Consider the following 15,572-nt stretch of genomic DNA (forward strand, 5'->3'; position numbering starts at 1 on the left):
TTATTTGGGTAAAGCATTTATTTAAAAAATTTTATAAACTACCATTTAACTAATGATCCCGCTGCACCTTCATCCGTGATGAGGATGGTAGATGCGGGTGCCTGTTTCATATAAGCTTTGATTGCCTTAGCCTTTGAAGTCCCTCCGGCAACAGCCAGCACATTCGGGATTCCTTCAAGTGTTTCCAATTGCATGCCAATGGTTGACACCTTATGGACAATCTCGCCGCTTTCGTTAAAGTAATAGCCAAACGCTTCTCCTACAGCGTCTGCCTCTTCAAGCTTCTTTAAGATTTCCGAGGAACTTTTTCGGCGCCCAGCCATTTTAATAGCGTCTCCAATCCCATGAAGAACCATGTTAGCGGATTGTATCAGCTTTAAATTTTCATGTATGTCAGGCTCTTTAATCAAGGAATGATAAATTTCCGGACTAACCTGATCTGGCACATAGAAAACTCGATGCTTTCCATGGGTGTTGTTTGCCATAATTGCGCAAATGGTATTCGCTTGATTTTGCACATCTTCACCAACACCGCCACGTGCCGGAACAAATAATAATTTCTTATCACCGCATTCAGGAGTTAATTGTTCAGCAACTGCGGCCATGGTTGAACCGCCGGTCACAGCGATGATATTTTCCCCTTGAAGAAGCTTTTTCATACAAACAGCAGCGGCTTTGCCAAGCTCGCGTTTAACAAGTGGCGACTCATCTCCATCACCAGGTACGATGATTACCTTTTTGATTCCTAAACGATGCTTAAGCTCCAATTCTAGGACATCAATTCCTTTAAGTTCACGCATCAAGCCTTCCAAATCCTCCAGCAGATTTCGTCCTTCCAGCGTCAAACTCATCCCGATATTATTTGCGGTAATAAGATTTTGATCTTTGAGGAAGTCTACTTCACTACGAAGAACTCTTTCGGTTAAACCAAGACTTGCCGCTAAGCTTCTGCGCCCTACCGGCTGCATAAATCCGATTGAACGAAGAATGGAATACCTTTTTTGCAGAACTGGCAGGAAATCAGGCAATAATCTTTTTGTGATATCGATGAAGGACTGCATAAGTGTTTACTCCTTTATAATATGTTGTTGGTCAAAAAATGTCCACCATAGACATATTATGTCCCACTAGCCGCAAAAAAAATCACTCTTGCTACGTTTTTTATTGTAACAGGAGTGAAAACTTATTTCAAACATTTAGATTTCCTTTTTTTGCTGTAAACGATTACTTATGTCAAATTTATTTACAAATCCATAGGCTGCCTCTTCACCGTCGATATGAACAACCGGGATCATCAACCCATAACGCTCCGTCAATTCATCACTCGATTCAATATCCACTTCTTCAAGATCAAAATCATACTCCTCTTTAAGCTCAAGCAGCAACGCCAATGCCTTATCACACAAAGGACAACGGCTGCGAGAATAAATCGTAACAATCGTCTGCGGCATAAAATTATGTTCCTTTCTTAACACTAGTTAAACCGTTTCCGTTTTGAGGAGGACGGGATGCCAAGCTGGTCGCGGTATTTGGCGATGGTTCGGCGTGATACAACGATTCCTTCTGCTGTTTTTAGTTGTTCCACGATGTCCTGATCGGATAATGGCTTTTCTTTGTTTTCGTTGTCAATCAGCTTGCTGATGGCGTTTTTCACCTGAGTGGATGAGGTATTTTCATCCCCCGAGACGGTTTGGATTGTGCTTGTAAAAAACGACTTCAATGTGAAGGTGCCAATTGGTGTCTGCACGTACTTTTCACGGACAGCCCGGCTCACGGTTGATTCGTGGATATCCAGCTCAGCAGCCAGCTCCTTCATTGTCATCGGCACTAAATTTTGCGGCCCCTTTTGGAAAAAGGCCGTTTGCTTCTCGACAATTTTAGCGACGACCCTCGTTAATGTTTCCCTGCGCTGTTCAATACTTTTTAAGATCCATTGGTAATCCTGCAGCTTATCTTGTAAAAAACGGCTTACCTGCTGGTCCTTGTCCTTAAATTTATTAAAATATTGGTCATTAAATGTAATTTTAGGAATCGTATCGTCAAACATACGGACGGTCAAGCCCTCAACGGTTTGTTCAATAATCACATCTGGAATAATGTAAGCAGATGTTTCACGGCCTAACATGGCGCCCGGTTTTGGATTTAATAATTGGATTTCATCGAATACAGTTTGAATATCCTTTAATGACACCTGCAGCTCCTTGGCGATTTGCTTCCACTTCTTCTCAGCAAACGGGACGAAATAGTCTGTAAGAATTCTTTTTGCCAGCTCATTATCGGGATCTTCATATTCTACTTGGATGAGCAGACACTCCTGCAAATTTCGTGCTCCAATCCCTACTGGCTCGAGCGATTGAATCATTAGTAAACAATTTTCGGCCAGCTCGCTGCTAATTTTCAGCTTTGACGCAATCTCATGCAGATCATCAGCAAGGTAACCGTTTTCATCCAAATGCTGGATTAAATAGCGAATAACTCGTAATTGTTCCCTAGATAAAGCTTTTATATTTAATTGTGATAGTAATTGCTCTTCAAGTGAAAATGATTTTGCAGCGATTTGTTCAATCCAATTCTTTTCCGCCTTTTGATGCTTTTTCCGATTTCGGTCAATCAGGGGATTCATTGGCTGCACATTGACATTCTCTATTTGTAATAAAGGATTCTCGAGTGCTTTATTTTCCAAAAACTCACTCAATTCTTGAGCTGAGTATTGCAATAAAGCAATTGCCTGAGACAGCTCCTGGGTCATCGCCAGCTTGAGCGTCTGCTGCTGCCATAAACCTGCTTTTAAATTCATTTCTCTCCCCCCTACGACTATTTTACATGAAAGAGGCGGTTTGGTGTATCGGAAAATTCGTTTTGGATAGTTTTGTCTGAATTACTGCTTTAGTAGAAGTTAGAGGAAACAGGGAGGTATCGATAAAAATAAAAACCTCCTGTCATTAAATGATCAGGAGATTTTCATAACGCCCTCGGAGGGAATCGAACCCCCAGTACAAGAACCGGAATCTTGCGTGTTATCCGTTACACCACGAGGGCAAAATATTAGCGACTCACATATTATATGACATTATCTCTATCTTTGCAAGAGGGGAATAGGTTTTAAATAACGAAAGACTGGATATCCTTGTTAGAGGGAAAGTTGTCGAACAAAAATAAAGGTGTATTGTTTGACCTTTATTGACCATCAGTGTATGATAACTATACATAGTTTTAAGCCTTTTCAATCCAAAGGAGGAAAGAAAATGAATTTAATTCCTACAGTTATTGAACAAACAAACCGCGGCGAAAGAGCTTATGACATTTATTCTCGTCTGTTAAAAGACCGAATCATCATGCTCGGCAGCGCCATCGACGATAATGTTTCCAACAGTATTGTCGCACAGTTACTTTTCTTGGAGGCAGAAAACCCAGAAAAGGATATCACCCTTTATATTAACAGCCCTGGCGGCAGCATTACAGCCGGTATGGCGATCTATGATACGATGCAATATATTCGCCCTAACGTATCAACTGTTTGTATCGGTATGGCCGCATCCATGGGTGCTTTCTTACTGGCAGCAGGCGAAAAAGGCAAACGTTTTGCCCTGCCAAATGCCGAGGTTATGATTCACCAGCCACTTGGCGGTGCTCAAGGGCAGGCTACAGAAATCGAAATTGCCGCAAAGCGCATTCTATTCCTGCGTGAAAAATTAAACGGCATTTTAGCTGAACGCACAGGCCAGCCAATTGAAGTGATCCAGCGCGACACTGACCGCGACAACTTCATGACAGCTGATAAAGCAAAAGAATACGGACTAATTGATAACATCATCAGCCGTAATATCCTTGATAAAAAAGAAAAGTAATAAATCTCAAAACAATCGGCAGCCTTTTGCCGGTTGTTTTTTTGTAACGCAAAAAGGGCTGGTCCCTTTGGCCATACCCTGCTGCATACTGTTACAAAATCAATGTTCCTTTTCGATGAAATCACTCAACTCATTAATGGCCGTTTCTTCATCATCGCCATCTGCAATAATCGTAATTTCAACACCTGAACCTACTGCTAAGCTCATTAACCCCATAATACTTTTAGCGTTAACCTTTTTGCCGTCCTTCTCTAAGAAAATATCCGCGGAGAAGCGATTCGCCTCCTGAACAAAAAGAGCAGCCGGCCGTGCCTGTAACCCCGTTTTTAATTTTACTTCCACTTGTTTCTCCATCATAATCTGAAATCCTCCTCAATATCTATCTATTTTGTTTATTTTTTCACAAAGATGAATGAATTATTTCTTAATGGGCATATCCCCAGCTCGAAGCTTTTCGGCAATTTCATCTATTTTTCGCAAACGATGATTAATGCCCGATTTACTAATCGAACCACCGGAAACCATTTCCCCCAGTTCCTTTAACGTGACATCCGTATACTGCAAACGCAGCTCCGCAATCTCCCGCAGCTTATCTGGTAAAATTTGCAGCCCAACCGTCTGGTTAATAAAACGAATATTTTCTACCTGCCGGATTGAGGCACCAATTGTTTTATTTAGATTAGCCGTTTCACAGTTGACCAAACGGTTCACAGAATTGCGCATATCCCTGACAATTCTAACATCTTCAAAACGAAGCAAAGCATTATGAGCGCCAATTATGTTCAAAAACTCGGTAATTTTCTCTGCTTCCTTTAAGTATGTGATAAACCCTTTTTTGCGCTCAAGCGTTTTGCTGTTCAGCCCGAAGGTATTCATCAGCTCACATAAAGAATCGTTATGTTCTTTGTAAAGCGATGCTATTTCCAAATGATAGGATGACGTTTCCGGATTATTCACCGACCCCCCTGCCAGAAAGGCGCCGCGTAAATAAGACCGCTTACAGCATTTCTTATTCACAAGCATAGGAGATATATCATGAATAAACGTAAAGCCTTCACCTAAAATGAATGTATCTTCCAGAATTTCTTTTGCTTGCTGGGTGAGACGGACAATGTACACATTATTCTTTTTCAAGCGCATTTTCTTTCTTACCAATAATTCTACTTGAACATCATACCTTTTTTTCAATAAAGTATAAATTCTCCTGGCAATCGCTGCATTTTCGGTCTGAATATCGACAACTATTCCGCGATTTGAAAAGGAAAGGGAACCGTTCATTCGAATAAGAGCTGATAACTCTGCACGAATACAGCAGCTTTTCACTTCCAGATTAGTTAATTCCTTTTTCGTTTCCGAAGCGAAAGACATCTCCCTCACCTCCATTAACAACAGTTTTAAAAATGTTTTCAAAAATATTTATATTTTCATAATTCTATAACATATTTACGCTTTATAACGCTTTTTGGTTTCATTAATCAGCAAGTTATATAAAATTTTTGCCACCTTTTTTGGATCATGTCGGAGCGCACCATTTTCCAGGTTTGCGATATCTGCATGAACGACCTCAAGATCCAGTTCAAACAGCTGCGGCATATCATAAGCAACTGGGCTGGCCAGCTCTTCTTTATAACGGAGCTGTACGTCCTGCGGAATTTCCTTATTATTCACAAGAATTGTATTAATAAAAGCACAATCCATATGTTCGTAAAACGCTTTAATATGATCACTTGCGGAAAATCCATGTGTCTCTCCAGCCTGTGTCATCAAATTACAAATATACACCTTTTTAGCGGACGAACGGCATACCTCGTCACCAAGCTTGGGAACGAGAAGATTCGGCAATATACTCGTATAAAGACTTCCTGGGCCGAGGATAATTAAATCAGCCTGGCGGATTGCCTGCAGCGTTTCCGGTAATGGACGAATATCTTCCGGTGTCAAAAATACCCTTTTTATTTTTTTCCCGGAATAAGGTATCTTTGATTCACCCGAAACGACAGTCCCATCCTCCATTTCCGCATGCAAAACAACGCTTTGATTGGCAGCCGGCAAAACCTTGCCTCTGACATTCAATACCTTGCTCATTTCCTGAATCGCATAAACAAAATTGCCGGTTATAGAGGTCATGGCTGCTAAAATGAGGTTGCCAAGCGAGTGTCCTGATAGCTCATTCGATGTTTTAAAGCGGTGTTGAAACATTTCCTCCACTAATGGTTCAACATCCGAAAGGGCCGCTAACACATTACGGATATCACCGGGCGGCGGAATATTCAGGTCTTCACGGATTCTGCCGGAACTGCCGCCATCATCGGCAACCGTCACAATGGCAGTTATTTCAACAGGAAACTGTTTCAAGCCCCTGAGCAAAACAGGAAGCCCTGTTCCCCCGCCGATGACGACAATTCGTGGCTGACCATAATCGCTCATGTTGTTTTTTCCTTTCTCCTCTCAATGTCACGGTGCGAAATGACGGTTTTGTAATCCTTTTGGAAATACTTCCCGATATACTCCGCTAATGTTACCGAACGGTGCTGCCCGCCGGTACAGCCAATGGCAATGACCAGCTGCGCCTTTCCTTCCCGTTTGTAATGCGGAAGCATAAATGTGAGCAAATCCGTCACTTTTTCAATAAACTTTTGCGTTTCATTCCATTTCAGAACATAACTGGAAACTTCCTCCTCCAGCCCTGTTTTCGGACGCATATGTTCAATATAATGTGGATTTGGCAAAAAGCGTACATCAAACACTAGATCCGCATCGATTGGGATACCATATTTAAAGCCAAATGACATGACATTGACGGTAAAGATCGATTGTTTATTCGCAGTGAATTCCTCTACAATCTTCTCACGTAATTCGCGTGGTTTCATCTGGGAAGTGTTGTAAATTAATTGAGCTCTCCCCTTTAATTCCTCTAACAGCTCTCTTTCAAGAGTGATACCCTCAAGCGGCAGCCCTGATTTGGCCAGCGGATGGGATCTTCTAGTCTCTTTGTATCGTCTGACCAATGAAGCATCATCGGCATCTAAAAATAGTATCCTTGGCGTCACCCATGAGGTTTCCGCCAATTCATCTAATGACTTAAACAGATGATCAAAGAATTCCCGTCCCCTGAGGTCCATGACAAGGGCAACTTTATTCATTTTATTCCCGGATTCCTTCATTAGTTCTAGAAATTTTGGAAGCAATGTAGGGGGCAGATTGTCAACACAGAAAAACCCTAAATCTTCAAAGCTTTGGACGGCAACAGTTTTTCCGGCGCCGGACATTCCGGTAATTATCACGATTTGAACATCACTTGTCGAACCGGTACTCATTATTCAATTCCTCCTAAATATTCTAGCTCGGATCTAATCGGTAACTAATTAGCTGAAAGTCTTTTGTATAGGTAAAAGTGCCATAAATGATTCCTTTTCCATGGATCATATAGTCAATAATATGATGATCACCTGCAGCCATTGGCAGATTTTTGATATCGTCGAACGGGTGCCACGCAAGCTTTCCTTCCTCAGATTCATCAAGGTCGACACCATCTGATTCTGTCGCAATAAACGTAAACATCATCCATTCCGAAAGAAGCTGATCCCCTTCCTTCATAATCATCGTAAAAATCCCTTTTAACTGCGGATTTTTTAAGTATACACCTGTTTCTTCACGGTATTCCCTGATACACGAATCACGTACCGATTCGCCCGGCTCCATTTTCCCGCCAGGAGCTACCCACCAGCCTCTGCGCGGTTTTTGCAGCAATAATACTTTTTGATCCTTGACCAAGACACAATTGGTAACACGCTGCACCCTATTCACCTTCTTTAAAAGAGCAAATCGCTCTTATATCCTGTATAATTTATTCTACTCATTATACTATTTTTAAGAAACAGTCACAATGAATACAAATTTGATAATTCTGTTAAAACAGAAAAGCGCAAGCGCCCGTAGAAAAGACAAAAAAAAGCACAGGCTGCTGGACCTGCGCACAAAAAAGTATATAAATTAAAGGGGGTCAATTTCTCTAATCATACCTTATTTTTATTTCACTACTGTTACAGTTAAATGAAAAAAGAGTTAAGTTTTATTTCTTTAATTTCATTTCCTCTTTTAATTCTTCAACATAGTGCTGTGCAGTTTGTGCAGCAATACTGCCGTCGCCTGTTGCCGTAACAATTTGGCGCAGTGTTTTTTCGCGAACGTCACCGGCAGCAAAGATTCCAGGTACTTTCGTTTCCATCTTTTCATTTGTTTCAATATAACCATTTTCATTGGTGATACCGAGAGCTTCGAATGGCTTTGTTAACGGGACCATGCCGATGTAAATAAATACACCATCTGCTGGCAGTTCTTGCTCCTCGCCATTTTGCGTTGATACAAGTGTAACACTGCCTACTTTTCCGTCTTTTTCATTAATGGACTTAATGGTATGATTCCAAATGAAGTCGACCTTCTCGTTCGCAAATGCACGGTCTTGCAGAATTTTTTGTGCCCGCAGCTGATCGCGGCGGTGTACAATCGTTACCTTAGAGGCAAAACGAGTCAAATACACTCCTTCTTCCACCGCTGAGTCGCCGCCGCCGATAACATAAAGCTCTTTCCCTTTAAAAAAGGCTCCATCACAAACGGCACAATAGGAAACTCCGCGTCCGCCAAGCTCCTGCTCGCCAGGAACACCGACTTTCTTATACTCGGCACCTGTTGAAATAATCACAGAATAGGCTTTATATTGCTTTGAACCAGCCGTTACAACTTTGTAATCGCCATGGTCGACAATATCTTTAATATCACCGTATGCGTATTCGGCACCAAACTTTTTCGCATGCTCAAACATTTTGGTAGATAAATCAGGACCCAAAATGCTTTCAAAGCCCGGATAGTTTTCGACATCTTCCGTGTTGGCCATTTGCCCGCCAGGCATACCCCGTTCAATCATTAGCGTTGAAAGGCTAGCACGTGATGTATAAACAGCTGCTGTCATCCCTGCAGGACCAGCTCCGGCAATTATGACATCGTAAATTTTTTCTTCTGTCATGAATTTTCCACTCCTTATTTCAAACAGCAAAAGCGCTTGTTTATGAACGCTGCAGCTGGATTATATAAAAAAACGATTAAGCTTAGTATTACCACTTAATCGTAATAAACAATTGTTATATAGTCCAAAAATCTGCTCGGATTTTTAATTTAAAAATTCATTGACCAGTTTTACATATTTTCCGACGGTGGCAGAGGAGATTTCGTAGCGGCTGGCTACCTCCTGCTGTGATACTTTTTCACTGCGGAGCTTGTGCCAGACATACTCAACCGCTCCCGCCCAGGCGCGTTTGTTTTTCAAGGCGACGCCAGCTTTTGCCGCTTCAACAAACACCGAAAACCACATTAAATAAAGACCTGCTTCAATCGTCCCAATCGGCTGGTAGTTTTGATAAAAAAGTTCGGCGATTTCCTGAGCATCCGCTGTTGCCGACGGCTTGCCGGAACGAATGAGCGAAATATATTCTTTCTCCAAGGCGGTAAATTTATGGTTTTGGAACAGCCTTTTCGAAGTGATGATTTCATCCTTTTTACTTGAAACAGATGTCAAAAATAACGCAAACAGTCGTTCTTCAACATAGTCACTTTCCAGCTTTTGAAAAATCGAACCAGAAATATCTTCAAACCCGTTTGCCTGCTCCTGATCCTCTGCCCAAGGTTCGCTGCCTTCCTTTTCCGGATTCATCTCAAGAAGCCTTTTCCAGATGGCCCTAGCAAAATTCTCGTAACCTACATGATAGGAGGAATAAGATAGCCAATAATAGAATGGGCCGTCCCCATCAAAGCCGGTTTTATATAGTTTTTTCAACCATAAATAAGCGAGTTCATATTCGCCGACCAGGGCGAAAGAGGTTCCAAGCTTAAACTGCTGCTCACTCAACAGAGGCTGAATTTTTTTCAAAGAATCAATCATCTGTTTCACATATTTTATGCGCCCTTGATAGTGGGCAAACACCATTTTATTGCACAGTGCATGAAGATTCCCCGGATTCCGTTCCAGCACCTCGTTAAGGATGTCTTCGGCTTTTTCCGCCTGGCCAAGGTAAAAATAGGCAAGCGCTAAGTTGTTATAAGCGGACCAGTATTCCGGATATTCTTCAACAACTTCCTTTAACAGCTCTATCGCTTTTGGAAAATAACCTGATTCCAACAGGTCGCGGGCCTGCTCCTGTTTGATGATTAAATCATCCTGTCCGTATAGCTCATCCTCAAGCTCCTCCGATTCAAACGAGAGAAGCTCCAATAGTTCCTCGGCATCTTCCGCAAAATCACCATCAGGATCCATTTGTAAGTAAAGCGTCGCATGATGGTATGCATCTTTAAAAAATCCCAAATGGGCATAATTATTCGCTAAAAAATAATGGCATTCAGTCATTTCGTGGTCTAAATCTTCAAGGATGAGGTGTAAGAGTCGGTTGGAATGTTCAAATTCGCCCAGTTCGGTTGACACAATCGCCAACTGGCATGCAATCATCGGTTCACCCGGCTCAAGCTGCAGCGCCCGTCCCAGATATTTTTTTGCTTTTAAGAAATCACGTCGATGGTATGCCTTGATCCCCTTCTTAAAGTAATATTCCCCCGTAGGTACAAATGAAACAATTTTCCCCTTTTGCATTCTTGCTTTTGCGTCTTTCCTCATGAAGTCCTCCATCATCCTTTTAATAACCTATGTAGTATAACACATTTAAGGGCTGAACGAGAAGGGATTTAGGCAGGGTGTCGATGGAAAATGTTTATGGAGGCTATTTTTCAACACAAATCGAAAAAAAAAGACCAGCATTAAGACCGGTCTCTTCCTTTGTGTCTTTCTTCTAACGTTTTCAACACTTCTTTGAACGGCAGCCCCTGTTCCACCAGCAGCACCTGCAAGTGATAGAGCAGGTCGGCCGCTTCCCACTTCAACTCTTCAGGATCGCGATTTTTCGCTGCAATAATTACTTCGGCGGACTCTTCACCGACTTTTTTCAATATTTTATCGACGCCTTTTTCAAAAAGATAGGTGGTGTAGGCGCCTTCCGGACGCTCTTTCTCACGTTGCTGGATGACCGTTTCTAGCGATTGTAAAATCTGATACTCTCCTAAGTGTGTTTTCCGCTCCGTCACTTCTTGGGAAAAACAACTGACAGCACCTGTGTGGCAAGCCGGACCTTTAGGTTTTACGAGCACAAGCAGCGCATCCTTGTCACAATCATATTTCATCTCCACGATAGTTTGGGTATTGCCGCTAGTCTCTCCTTTATGCCATAACTCTTGGCGTGATCTGCTGTAAAACCATGTTTCACCGGTTTCCAACGTTTTTTCAAGCGATTCTTTATTCATATAAGCAAGCGTCAATACTTCCAATGTTTCAGCGTCTTGGATGATCGCCGGAAGTAGTCCTTTTTCATCAAATTTGATTTCGTTCGAATTCATCGAACCGTCACTCCCTTTTCACTCAAATAGCTTTTCACTTCTTGGACAGAGGTTTCTTTATAGTGAAAAATCGAAGCAGCCAAAGCTGCATCCGCCTTTCCTTCGTTGAACGCTTCAGCAAAGTGTTCGGCATTTCCAGCACCTCCGGAAGCAATGACCGGTATGGTTACCGCATCGCTAACCGCTCTCGTCAGCTTTAAGTCAAAGCCATTTTTTTCACCGTCGCTGTCCATGCTCGTTAACAAAATTTCTCCAGCGCCAAGCTCCATTGCTTCCCTGGCCCAGTCGATTACCTTTTTATCAGTAGGTTTGCGGCCGCCATGGGTGTAGACGCGCCATGTGTTGATGTCTGGGTCGAATTTCGCATCAATCGCGACTACGATGCACTGCGAGCCGAAAAAGTCTGAGCCTTCTTTTATTAACGCCGGATTTTGAACCGCTGCTGTGTTCAGCGACACTTTATCGGCGCCGGCTCGGAGGATTTTTTTCATATCTTCGAGAGAATTGATGCCGCCGCCGACGGTGAATGGAATAGCAAGCTCAGAGGCTACCGCTTTAACTACCTCGACCATTGTCTTCCGGCCTTCCACCGAGGCGGAAATATCTAAAAACACCAATTCGTCTGCACCCTGCTCATCATATACTCGTGCAAGCTCCACCGGGTCACCGGCATCGCGCAGCTCGACGAACTGAATCCCTTTGACAACACGGCCATCTTTTACGTCAAGACAGGGGATGATCCTTTTTGTAAGTGTCATTTCGAGCTCCCCTCTTTCAACGCTTCTTTTAATGTAAACCGTTTTTCATATAGGGCTTTTCCTATAATAGCACCGCTGATGATTTGTGCCTCTGCAAGTTCTTTGAGATCATCTAGACTGCTGACCCCACCTGAAGCAATGACGTTCTTACCGGTTACCTCAGCCAAATCGCAGACTGCGGCAATGTTGGGGCCTGACAGCATTCCATCTGTCGCGATATCGGTAAAGATAAACGTCTCCGCTCCTGCCTCAGCAAAGCGTTTGCCAAGCTCAGTGGCCTTCACTTCGGATGTTTCCAGCCAGCCGTGGGTCGCGACAAAACCATTCTTGGCATCAATGCCAATTGCGATTTTTTCGCCGTACTTTTTAATCATTTCTATGGCAAACTTCGGATTGTTAACGGCGATACTGCCAATAATTACGCGGTCGACCTCATTTTCCAAGTAGTGCACAATATCTGCTTCGGTACGAATTCCGCCACCGATTTGAATATTTACGTTTGGCAGTTTTTTGGCCGCCTCAATCACAAAACGGTCATTTACCCGCCTGCCGTCCTTGGCACCATCGAGATCAACCATATGGATCCATTCTGCACCATCATTTGCAAATTGGGCGGCCATATCAAACGGTGAATCCCCATATACGGTTTCCTTATCATAATCCCCCTGCAGCAGGCGGACACATTTTCCGCCCCGCATATCAATAGCCGGATATATCGTTAAACTCATCGAACCGCGTTCCTTTCTGCAGCTATTTTTAAAAAGTTATCAAGCAGCGCCATCCCAAGCTTACTGCTTTTCTCAGGATGGAATTGCATGCCAAAAATATTATCTCTCCCAACAACCGCCGCCACTTGTTCATGATAGTTTGTCTTTGCGATGGTGACCGGCGAGTTTTCAGCATTTATAAAATAAGAATGAACGAAATACACGTAATCTTCATTTAGGTTTGCTGTTAACGGTGATGGTTTTACAAACTTAAGCTGGTTCCAGCCCATATGCGGTACTTTGTATGCTGTGCTGCTGTCGTTTGTTGTTCCAGGAAAACGGCGGACACTGCCCGGGAGCAGCCCCAACCCTTTCGTAAAACCATTCTCCTCACTGCTTTCAAACAGTAGCTGCATACCAAGGCAAATGCCAAGCAGCGGCTTTCCTGAAGCGGCAAATTCCTTAATCGTTGCTGCCGGCAGCAATTTCATTGCATCGCGGAAGGAACCCACCCCCGGAAGGATTAACGCATCCGCTTGCAGCAGTTTGTCTTTATCAGAAGTTATAAAATAATCGGCGTTGAGCCGTTCAAGCGCTTTGCTTACACTGAACAGGTTTCCCATGCCGTAGTCTACGATTCCTATCATGGTGCCTGACACCGCCTTGAATTTTTTGGATAATGTTGCTGTATATGTGTGTGCCGTTCGTTTTAAAGCATCCCTTTTGTCGATGGAACACCTTTGATGCGCGGGTCAATTGTTGTTGCTTCGTCGAGCGCGCGTCCCAGAGCTTTAAAAACTGCTTCGATCATATGGTGTGTGTTTTTTCCATAATGAACAATGACATGTAGATTCATCCTGGCTTCAAGTGCCAGTTTCCAGAGAAATTCGTGTACAAGCTCCGTATCGAAGGTGCCGACCTTTTGTGCAGGAAACTCGGCGCGCATTTCGAGATGCGGGCGGTTGCTAAGGTCTACAACAACCTGCGCCAGCGCTTCATCCATTGGAACAAATGCGTTCCCGTAACGCTTAATGCCCTTTTTGTCCCCTAACGCTTCACGAAGTGCCTGTCCTAAACAAATGCCTATATCTTCAGTTGTGTGGTGGCCATCCACTTCAACATCGCCATTGGCATCTACTGTTAAGTTGAATTGGCCATGCTTGGTGAACAAATCGAGCATGTGAGTAAGGAATGGGACTCCGGTTTCGAGGGTTGATTGCCCTTCACCGTCTATATCTAATGCTAGCTTTATATTGGTTTCGTTTGTTTTGCGTTCTATACTTGCGATTCTTTCCATGAGGGTGAATACCTCCTTTGATTTCGAATATTATTTCGGGTTGTCTTTATTAAAGACACTTTTACCCGTTTTTCGATGTGTTTTGTCCTAAAGAAGCCTTATTAAAGACACTTTCACCTTTTTTCCAATGCGTTTTGTCTTTAAGAAGCCTTATTAAATACATTTTCACTAATTTTTGGATGCGTTTTGTCCTTAAGAAGCCCTATTTAAGACACTTTCACCTTTTTTCGATGCGTTTTGTCTTTAAGAACAAACTTAGTCGTTCTTAAGCCGCGATTCCACAGCTCGGGCGTGGGCTTCGAGTCCTTCCATGCGTGCAAACGCGGCAATTTTTTCGGCATTCTCCATAAAAGCCTTCTTGCTGTAAACAATCACACTAGATTTTTTTTGAAAATCATCAACATTTAGCGGGCTGGAGAACCTTGCTGTGCCGTTTGTCGGAAGTACGTGGTTCGGCCCGGCAAAATAATCGCCGACAGGCTCCGAGCTATAGCGGCCAATAAAAATCGCGCCGGCGTGGCGGATTTTTCCCAGCAGCTCCATGGCATTGGCTGTGATCACCTCAAGATGCTCCGGTGCCAGCTGGTTCACAACCTCAACCGCCTCTTCCAAATCAGCGGTAACGTAAATGGCACCATAATCAGCAATCGAACGCTCTGCAATCTCTCGTCGTGGCAGCACGGTAAGCTGCTTTTCAACCTCCGCCGAAACTGCTTCCGCAAGCGCCATTGAAGGTGTGACCAATACACTGCAGGCCCTTGGATCGTGCTCCGCCTGCGACAGTAAATCAGCAGCAACCTCATCGGCCAAGGCCGTTTCATCTGCTAAAATGGCAATCTCACTTGGTCCGGCAATCATATCAATATCAACATCGCCATAAACCTCACGCTTAGCCAAAGCGACAAAAATATTTCCCGGACCGGTAATTTTATCTACCGATGCAATCGATTCCGTTCCGTAAGCAAGCGCGGCAATTGCCTGGGCTCCGCCAACCTTATAAATCTTTTCCACACCTGCTTCCTTCGCTGCTACTAGCACAGCCGCAGGCATGCAGCCTTGACGGTCAGGAGGCGACACCATAACAATCCGCTTAACCCCTGCAACCTTTGCCGGCAACACATTCATCAGCACGGATGATGGGTAGGCCGCTGTTCCGCCTGGTACATATACACCGACTGAATCTAAAGGGATAATTTTTTGCCCTAAAATCGTTCCGTTCTCTTCTGTTGTCATCCACGATGGACGGAGCTGTTTCTCATGAAAGGAGCGGATATTTGCCGCTGCTTCGCGCACAATCGCAACAAATTCTTCGGAAACTTTGCCATATGCTTCTTCGATTTCTTGTTCCGTTACTGAAAAAGAAGATAACTGTACCTGATCAAATTTTTCCGTCAGCTCTCGTATCGCCTCATCTCCACGGGTACGGACATCAGCAATAATCGTCTTCACGGCAGCCTGCTGTTCAGAAGTTCCGGCTTCCACCGAACGTTTTATTGAAATAAGATCATTCACTTTTAGTATTTTCATT

The 15,572-nt window shown here is 43.4% G+C and carries 17 protein-coding genes and 1 tRNA gene; 1 reads left to right on the top strand and 17 read right to left on the bottom strand.

Translation table 11 applies throughout. The features are described from left to right. Positions 1-38: 38 nt before the first annotated feature. From A6749_RS07425 to A6749_RS07440, 4 genes are all read right to left on the bottom strand, one after another. Positions 39-1,061 carry a sugar-binding transcriptional regulator gene (locus tag A6749_RS07425; RefSeq protein WP_066387231.1) on the bottom strand — a complete coding sequence of 341 codons (1,023 nt, stop codon included), beginning with the start codon at positions 1,059-1,061 and terminating at the stop codon, positions 39-41. 135 nt (positions 1,062-1,196) lie between these two features. Beyond that, positions 1,197-1,451 (bottom strand): glutaredoxin family protein, encoded by a 255-nt coding sequence (locus A6749_RS07430; protein ID WP_066387243.1) that lies wholly within the window; start codon positions 1,449-1,451, stop codon positions 1,197-1,199. Positions 1,452-1,474: 23 nt separating this feature from the next. Next, a complete protein-coding gene (gene rpoN, locus A6749_RS07435; RefSeq protein WP_066387248.1) occupies positions 1,475-2,797 on the bottom strand; it encodes an RNA polymerase factor sigma-54 in 1,323 nt (440 codons plus the stop codon). A gap of 170 nt (positions 2,798-2,967) precedes the next feature. Then, a tRNA-Arg gene (locus tag A6749_RS07440) sits at positions 2,968-3,039 on the bottom strand. Between the two features lie 206 nt (positions 3,040-3,245). On the opposite strand from A6749_RS07440, the gene clpP reads away from it, so the two are divergent. Next, positions 3,246-3,848, top strand: coding sequence for an ATP-dependent Clp endopeptidase proteolytic subunit ClpP (gene clpP, locus A6749_RS07445; RefSeq protein ID WP_066387250.1), 603 nt, complete (start codon positions 3,246-3,248; stop codon positions 3,846-3,848). A 99-nt stretch (positions 3,849-3,947) separates the two neighbouring features. Here the strand turns inward: clpP and A6749_RS07450 are convergent, their stop codons facing one another. The 13 genes from A6749_RS07450 to hisD form a co-directional block, all read right to left on the bottom strand. Then, positions 3,948-4,205 (bottom strand): HPr family phosphocarrier protein, encoded by a 258-nt coding sequence (locus A6749_RS07450; protein WP_066387255.1) that lies wholly within the window; start codon positions 4,203-4,205, stop codon positions 3,948-3,950. Between the two features lie 60 nt (positions 4,206-4,265). After that, positions 4,266-5,216, bottom strand: coding sequence for a DNA-binding protein WhiA (gene whiA / locus A6749_RS07455; protein ID WP_066387256.1), 951 nt, complete (start codon positions 5,214-5,216; stop codon positions 4,266-4,268). A 75-nt stretch (positions 5,217-5,291) separates the two neighbouring features. Further along, positions 5,292-6,275 carry a gluconeogenesis factor YvcK family protein gene (locus tag A6749_RS07460; RefSeq protein ID WP_066387257.1) on the bottom strand — a complete coding sequence of 328 codons (984 nt, stop codon included), beginning with the start codon at positions 6,273-6,275 and terminating at the stop codon, positions 5,292-5,294. Next, positions 6,272-7,165 carry an RNase adapter RapZ gene (gene rapZ, locus A6749_RS07465; protein ID WP_066387258.1) on the bottom strand — a complete coding sequence of 298 codons (894 nt, stop codon included), beginning with the start codon at positions 7,163-7,165 and terminating at the stop codon, positions 6,272-6,274. The genes A6749_RS07460 and rapZ overlap by 4 nt, the downstream gene beginning before the upstream one ends. A 22-nt stretch (positions 7,166-7,187) precedes the next feature. Continuing rightward, a complete protein-coding gene (locus A6749_RS07470) occupies positions 7,188-7,646 on the bottom strand; it encodes an 8-oxo-dGTP diphosphatase (RefSeq protein ID WP_066387262.1) in 459 nt (152 codons plus the stop codon). A gap of 274 nt (positions 7,647-7,920) precedes the next feature. Then, the gene (gene trxB, locus A6749_RS07475) at positions 7,921-8,871 is read right to left on the bottom strand and encodes a thioredoxin-disulfide reductase (protein ID WP_066387266.1); all 951 of its coding nucleotides are present in this window, start codon (positions 8,869-8,871) and stop codon (positions 7,921-7,923) included. 144 nt (positions 8,872-9,015) lie between these two features. After that, a complete protein-coding gene (locus A6749_RS07480) occupies positions 9,016-10,509 on the bottom strand; it encodes a tetratricopeptide repeat protein (protein ID WP_066387270.1) in 1,494 nt (497 codons plus the stop codon). Positions 10,510-10,649: 140 nt separating this feature from the next. Beyond that, entirely contained in the window at positions 10,650-11,282 is a 633-nt protein-coding gene (gene hisIE, locus A6749_RS07485; protein ID WP_066387271.1) for a bifunctional phosphoribosyl-AMP cyclohydrolase/phosphoribosyl-ATP diphosphatase HisIE, read from the bottom strand. Next, positions 11,279-12,040, bottom strand: a complete 762-nt coding sequence (hisF, locus tag A6749_RS07490; protein WP_066387278.1) for an imidazole glycerol phosphate synthase subunit HisF — start codon at positions 12,038-12,040, stop codon at positions 11,279-11,281. The genes hisIE and hisF overlap by 4 nt, the downstream gene beginning before the upstream one ends. Beyond that, the gene (hisA, locus tag A6749_RS07495; RefSeq protein ID WP_066387284.1) at positions 12,037-12,768 is read right to left on the bottom strand and encodes a 1-(5-phosphoribosyl)-5-[(5-phosphoribosylamino)methylideneamino]imidazole-4-carboxamide isomerase; all 732 of its coding nucleotides are present in this window, start codon (positions 12,766-12,768) and stop codon (positions 12,037-12,039) included. The genes hisF and hisA overlap by 4 nt, the downstream gene beginning before the upstream one ends. Beyond that, positions 12,765-13,394 carry an imidazole glycerol phosphate synthase subunit HisH gene (gene hisH / locus A6749_RS07500; protein ID WP_066387287.1) on the bottom strand — a complete coding sequence of 210 codons (630 nt, stop codon included), beginning with the start codon at positions 13,392-13,394 and terminating at the stop codon, positions 12,765-12,767. The genes hisA and hisH overlap by 4 nt, the downstream gene beginning before the upstream one ends. 62 nt (positions 13,395-13,456) lie before the next feature. Then, positions 13,457-14,044 carry an imidazoleglycerol-phosphate dehydratase HisB gene (hisB, locus tag A6749_RS07505; RefSeq protein WP_066387291.1) on the bottom strand — a complete coding sequence of 196 codons (588 nt, stop codon included), beginning with the start codon at positions 14,042-14,044 and terminating at the stop codon, positions 13,457-13,459. Between the two features lie 255 nt (positions 14,045-14,299). Beyond that, positions 14,300-15,571: a histidinol dehydrogenase gene (gene hisD / locus A6749_RS07510; protein WP_066400869.1), complete on the bottom strand. Its 1,272-nt coding sequence runs from the start codon at positions 15,569-15,571 to the stop codon at positions 14,300-14,302. Position 15,572 lies beyond the last annotated feature (1 nt).

Source organism: Neobacillus mesonae (assembly GCF_001636315.1).
Classification (GTDB): Bacteria; Bacillota; Bacilli; order Bacillales; family Cytobacillaceae; genus Neobacillus; species Neobacillus mesonae.

Excerpts from the sequence above, each read along its gene's own strand:
- A6749_RS07425 (WP_066387231.1), bottom strand. The coding sequence starts at position 1,061 with ATGCAGTCCTTCATCGATATCACAAAAAGATTATTGCCTGATTTCCTG.
- A6749_RS07430 (WP_066387243.1), bottom strand. The coding sequence starts at position 1,451 with ATGCCGCAGACGATTGTTACGATTTATTCTCGCAGCCGTTGTCCTTTG.
- rpoN (WP_066387248.1), bottom strand. The coding sequence starts at position 2,797 with ATGAATTTAAAAGCAGGTTTATGGCAGCAGCAGACGCTCAAGCTGGCG.
- clpP (WP_066387250.1), top strand. The coding sequence starts at position 3,246 with ATGAATTTAATTCCTACAGTTATTGAACAAACAAACCGCGGCGAAAGA.
- A6749_RS07450 (WP_066387255.1), bottom strand. The coding sequence starts at position 4,205 with ATGATGGAGAAACAAGTGGAAGTAAAATTAAAAACGGGGTTACAGGCA.
- whiA (WP_066387256.1), bottom strand. The coding sequence starts at position 5,216 with ATGTCTTTCGCTTCGGAAACGAAAAAGGAATTAACTAATCTGGAAGTG.
- A6749_RS07460 (WP_066387257.1), bottom strand. The coding sequence starts at position 6,275 with ATGAGCGATTATGGTCAGCCACGAATTGTCGTCATCGGCGGGGGAACA.
- rapZ (WP_066387258.1), bottom strand. The coding sequence starts at position 7,165 with ATGAGTACCGGTTCGACAAGTGATGTTCAAATCGTGATAATTACCGGA.
- trxB (WP_066387266.1), bottom strand. The coding sequence starts at position 8,871 with ATGACAGAAGAAAAAATTTACGATGTCATAATTGCCGGAGCTGGTCCT.
- A6749_RS07480 (WP_066387270.1), bottom strand. The coding sequence starts at position 10,509 with ATGAGGAAAGACGCAAAAGCAAGAATGCAAAAGGGGAAAATTGTTTCA.
- hisIE (WP_066387271.1), bottom strand. The coding sequence starts at position 11,282 with ATGAATTCGAACGAAATCAAATTTGATGAAAAAGGACTACTTCCGGCG.
- hisF (WP_066387278.1), bottom strand. The coding sequence starts at position 12,040 with ATGACACTTACAAAAAGGATCATCCCCTGTCTTGACGTAAAAGATGGC.
- hisA (WP_066387284.1), bottom strand. The coding sequence starts at position 12,768 with ATGAGTTTAACGATATATCCGGCTATTGATATGCGGGGCGGAAAATGT.
- hisH (WP_066387287.1), bottom strand. The coding sequence starts at position 13,394 with ATGATAGGAATCGTAGACTACGGCATGGGAAACCTGTTCAGTGTAAGC.
- hisB (WP_066387291.1), bottom strand. The coding sequence starts at position 14,044 with ATGGAAAGAATCGCAAGTATAGAACGCAAAACAAACGAAACCAATATA.
- hisD (WP_066400869.1), bottom strand. The coding sequence starts at position 15,571 with ATGAAAATACTAAAAGTGAATGATCTTATTTCAATAAAACGTTCGGTG.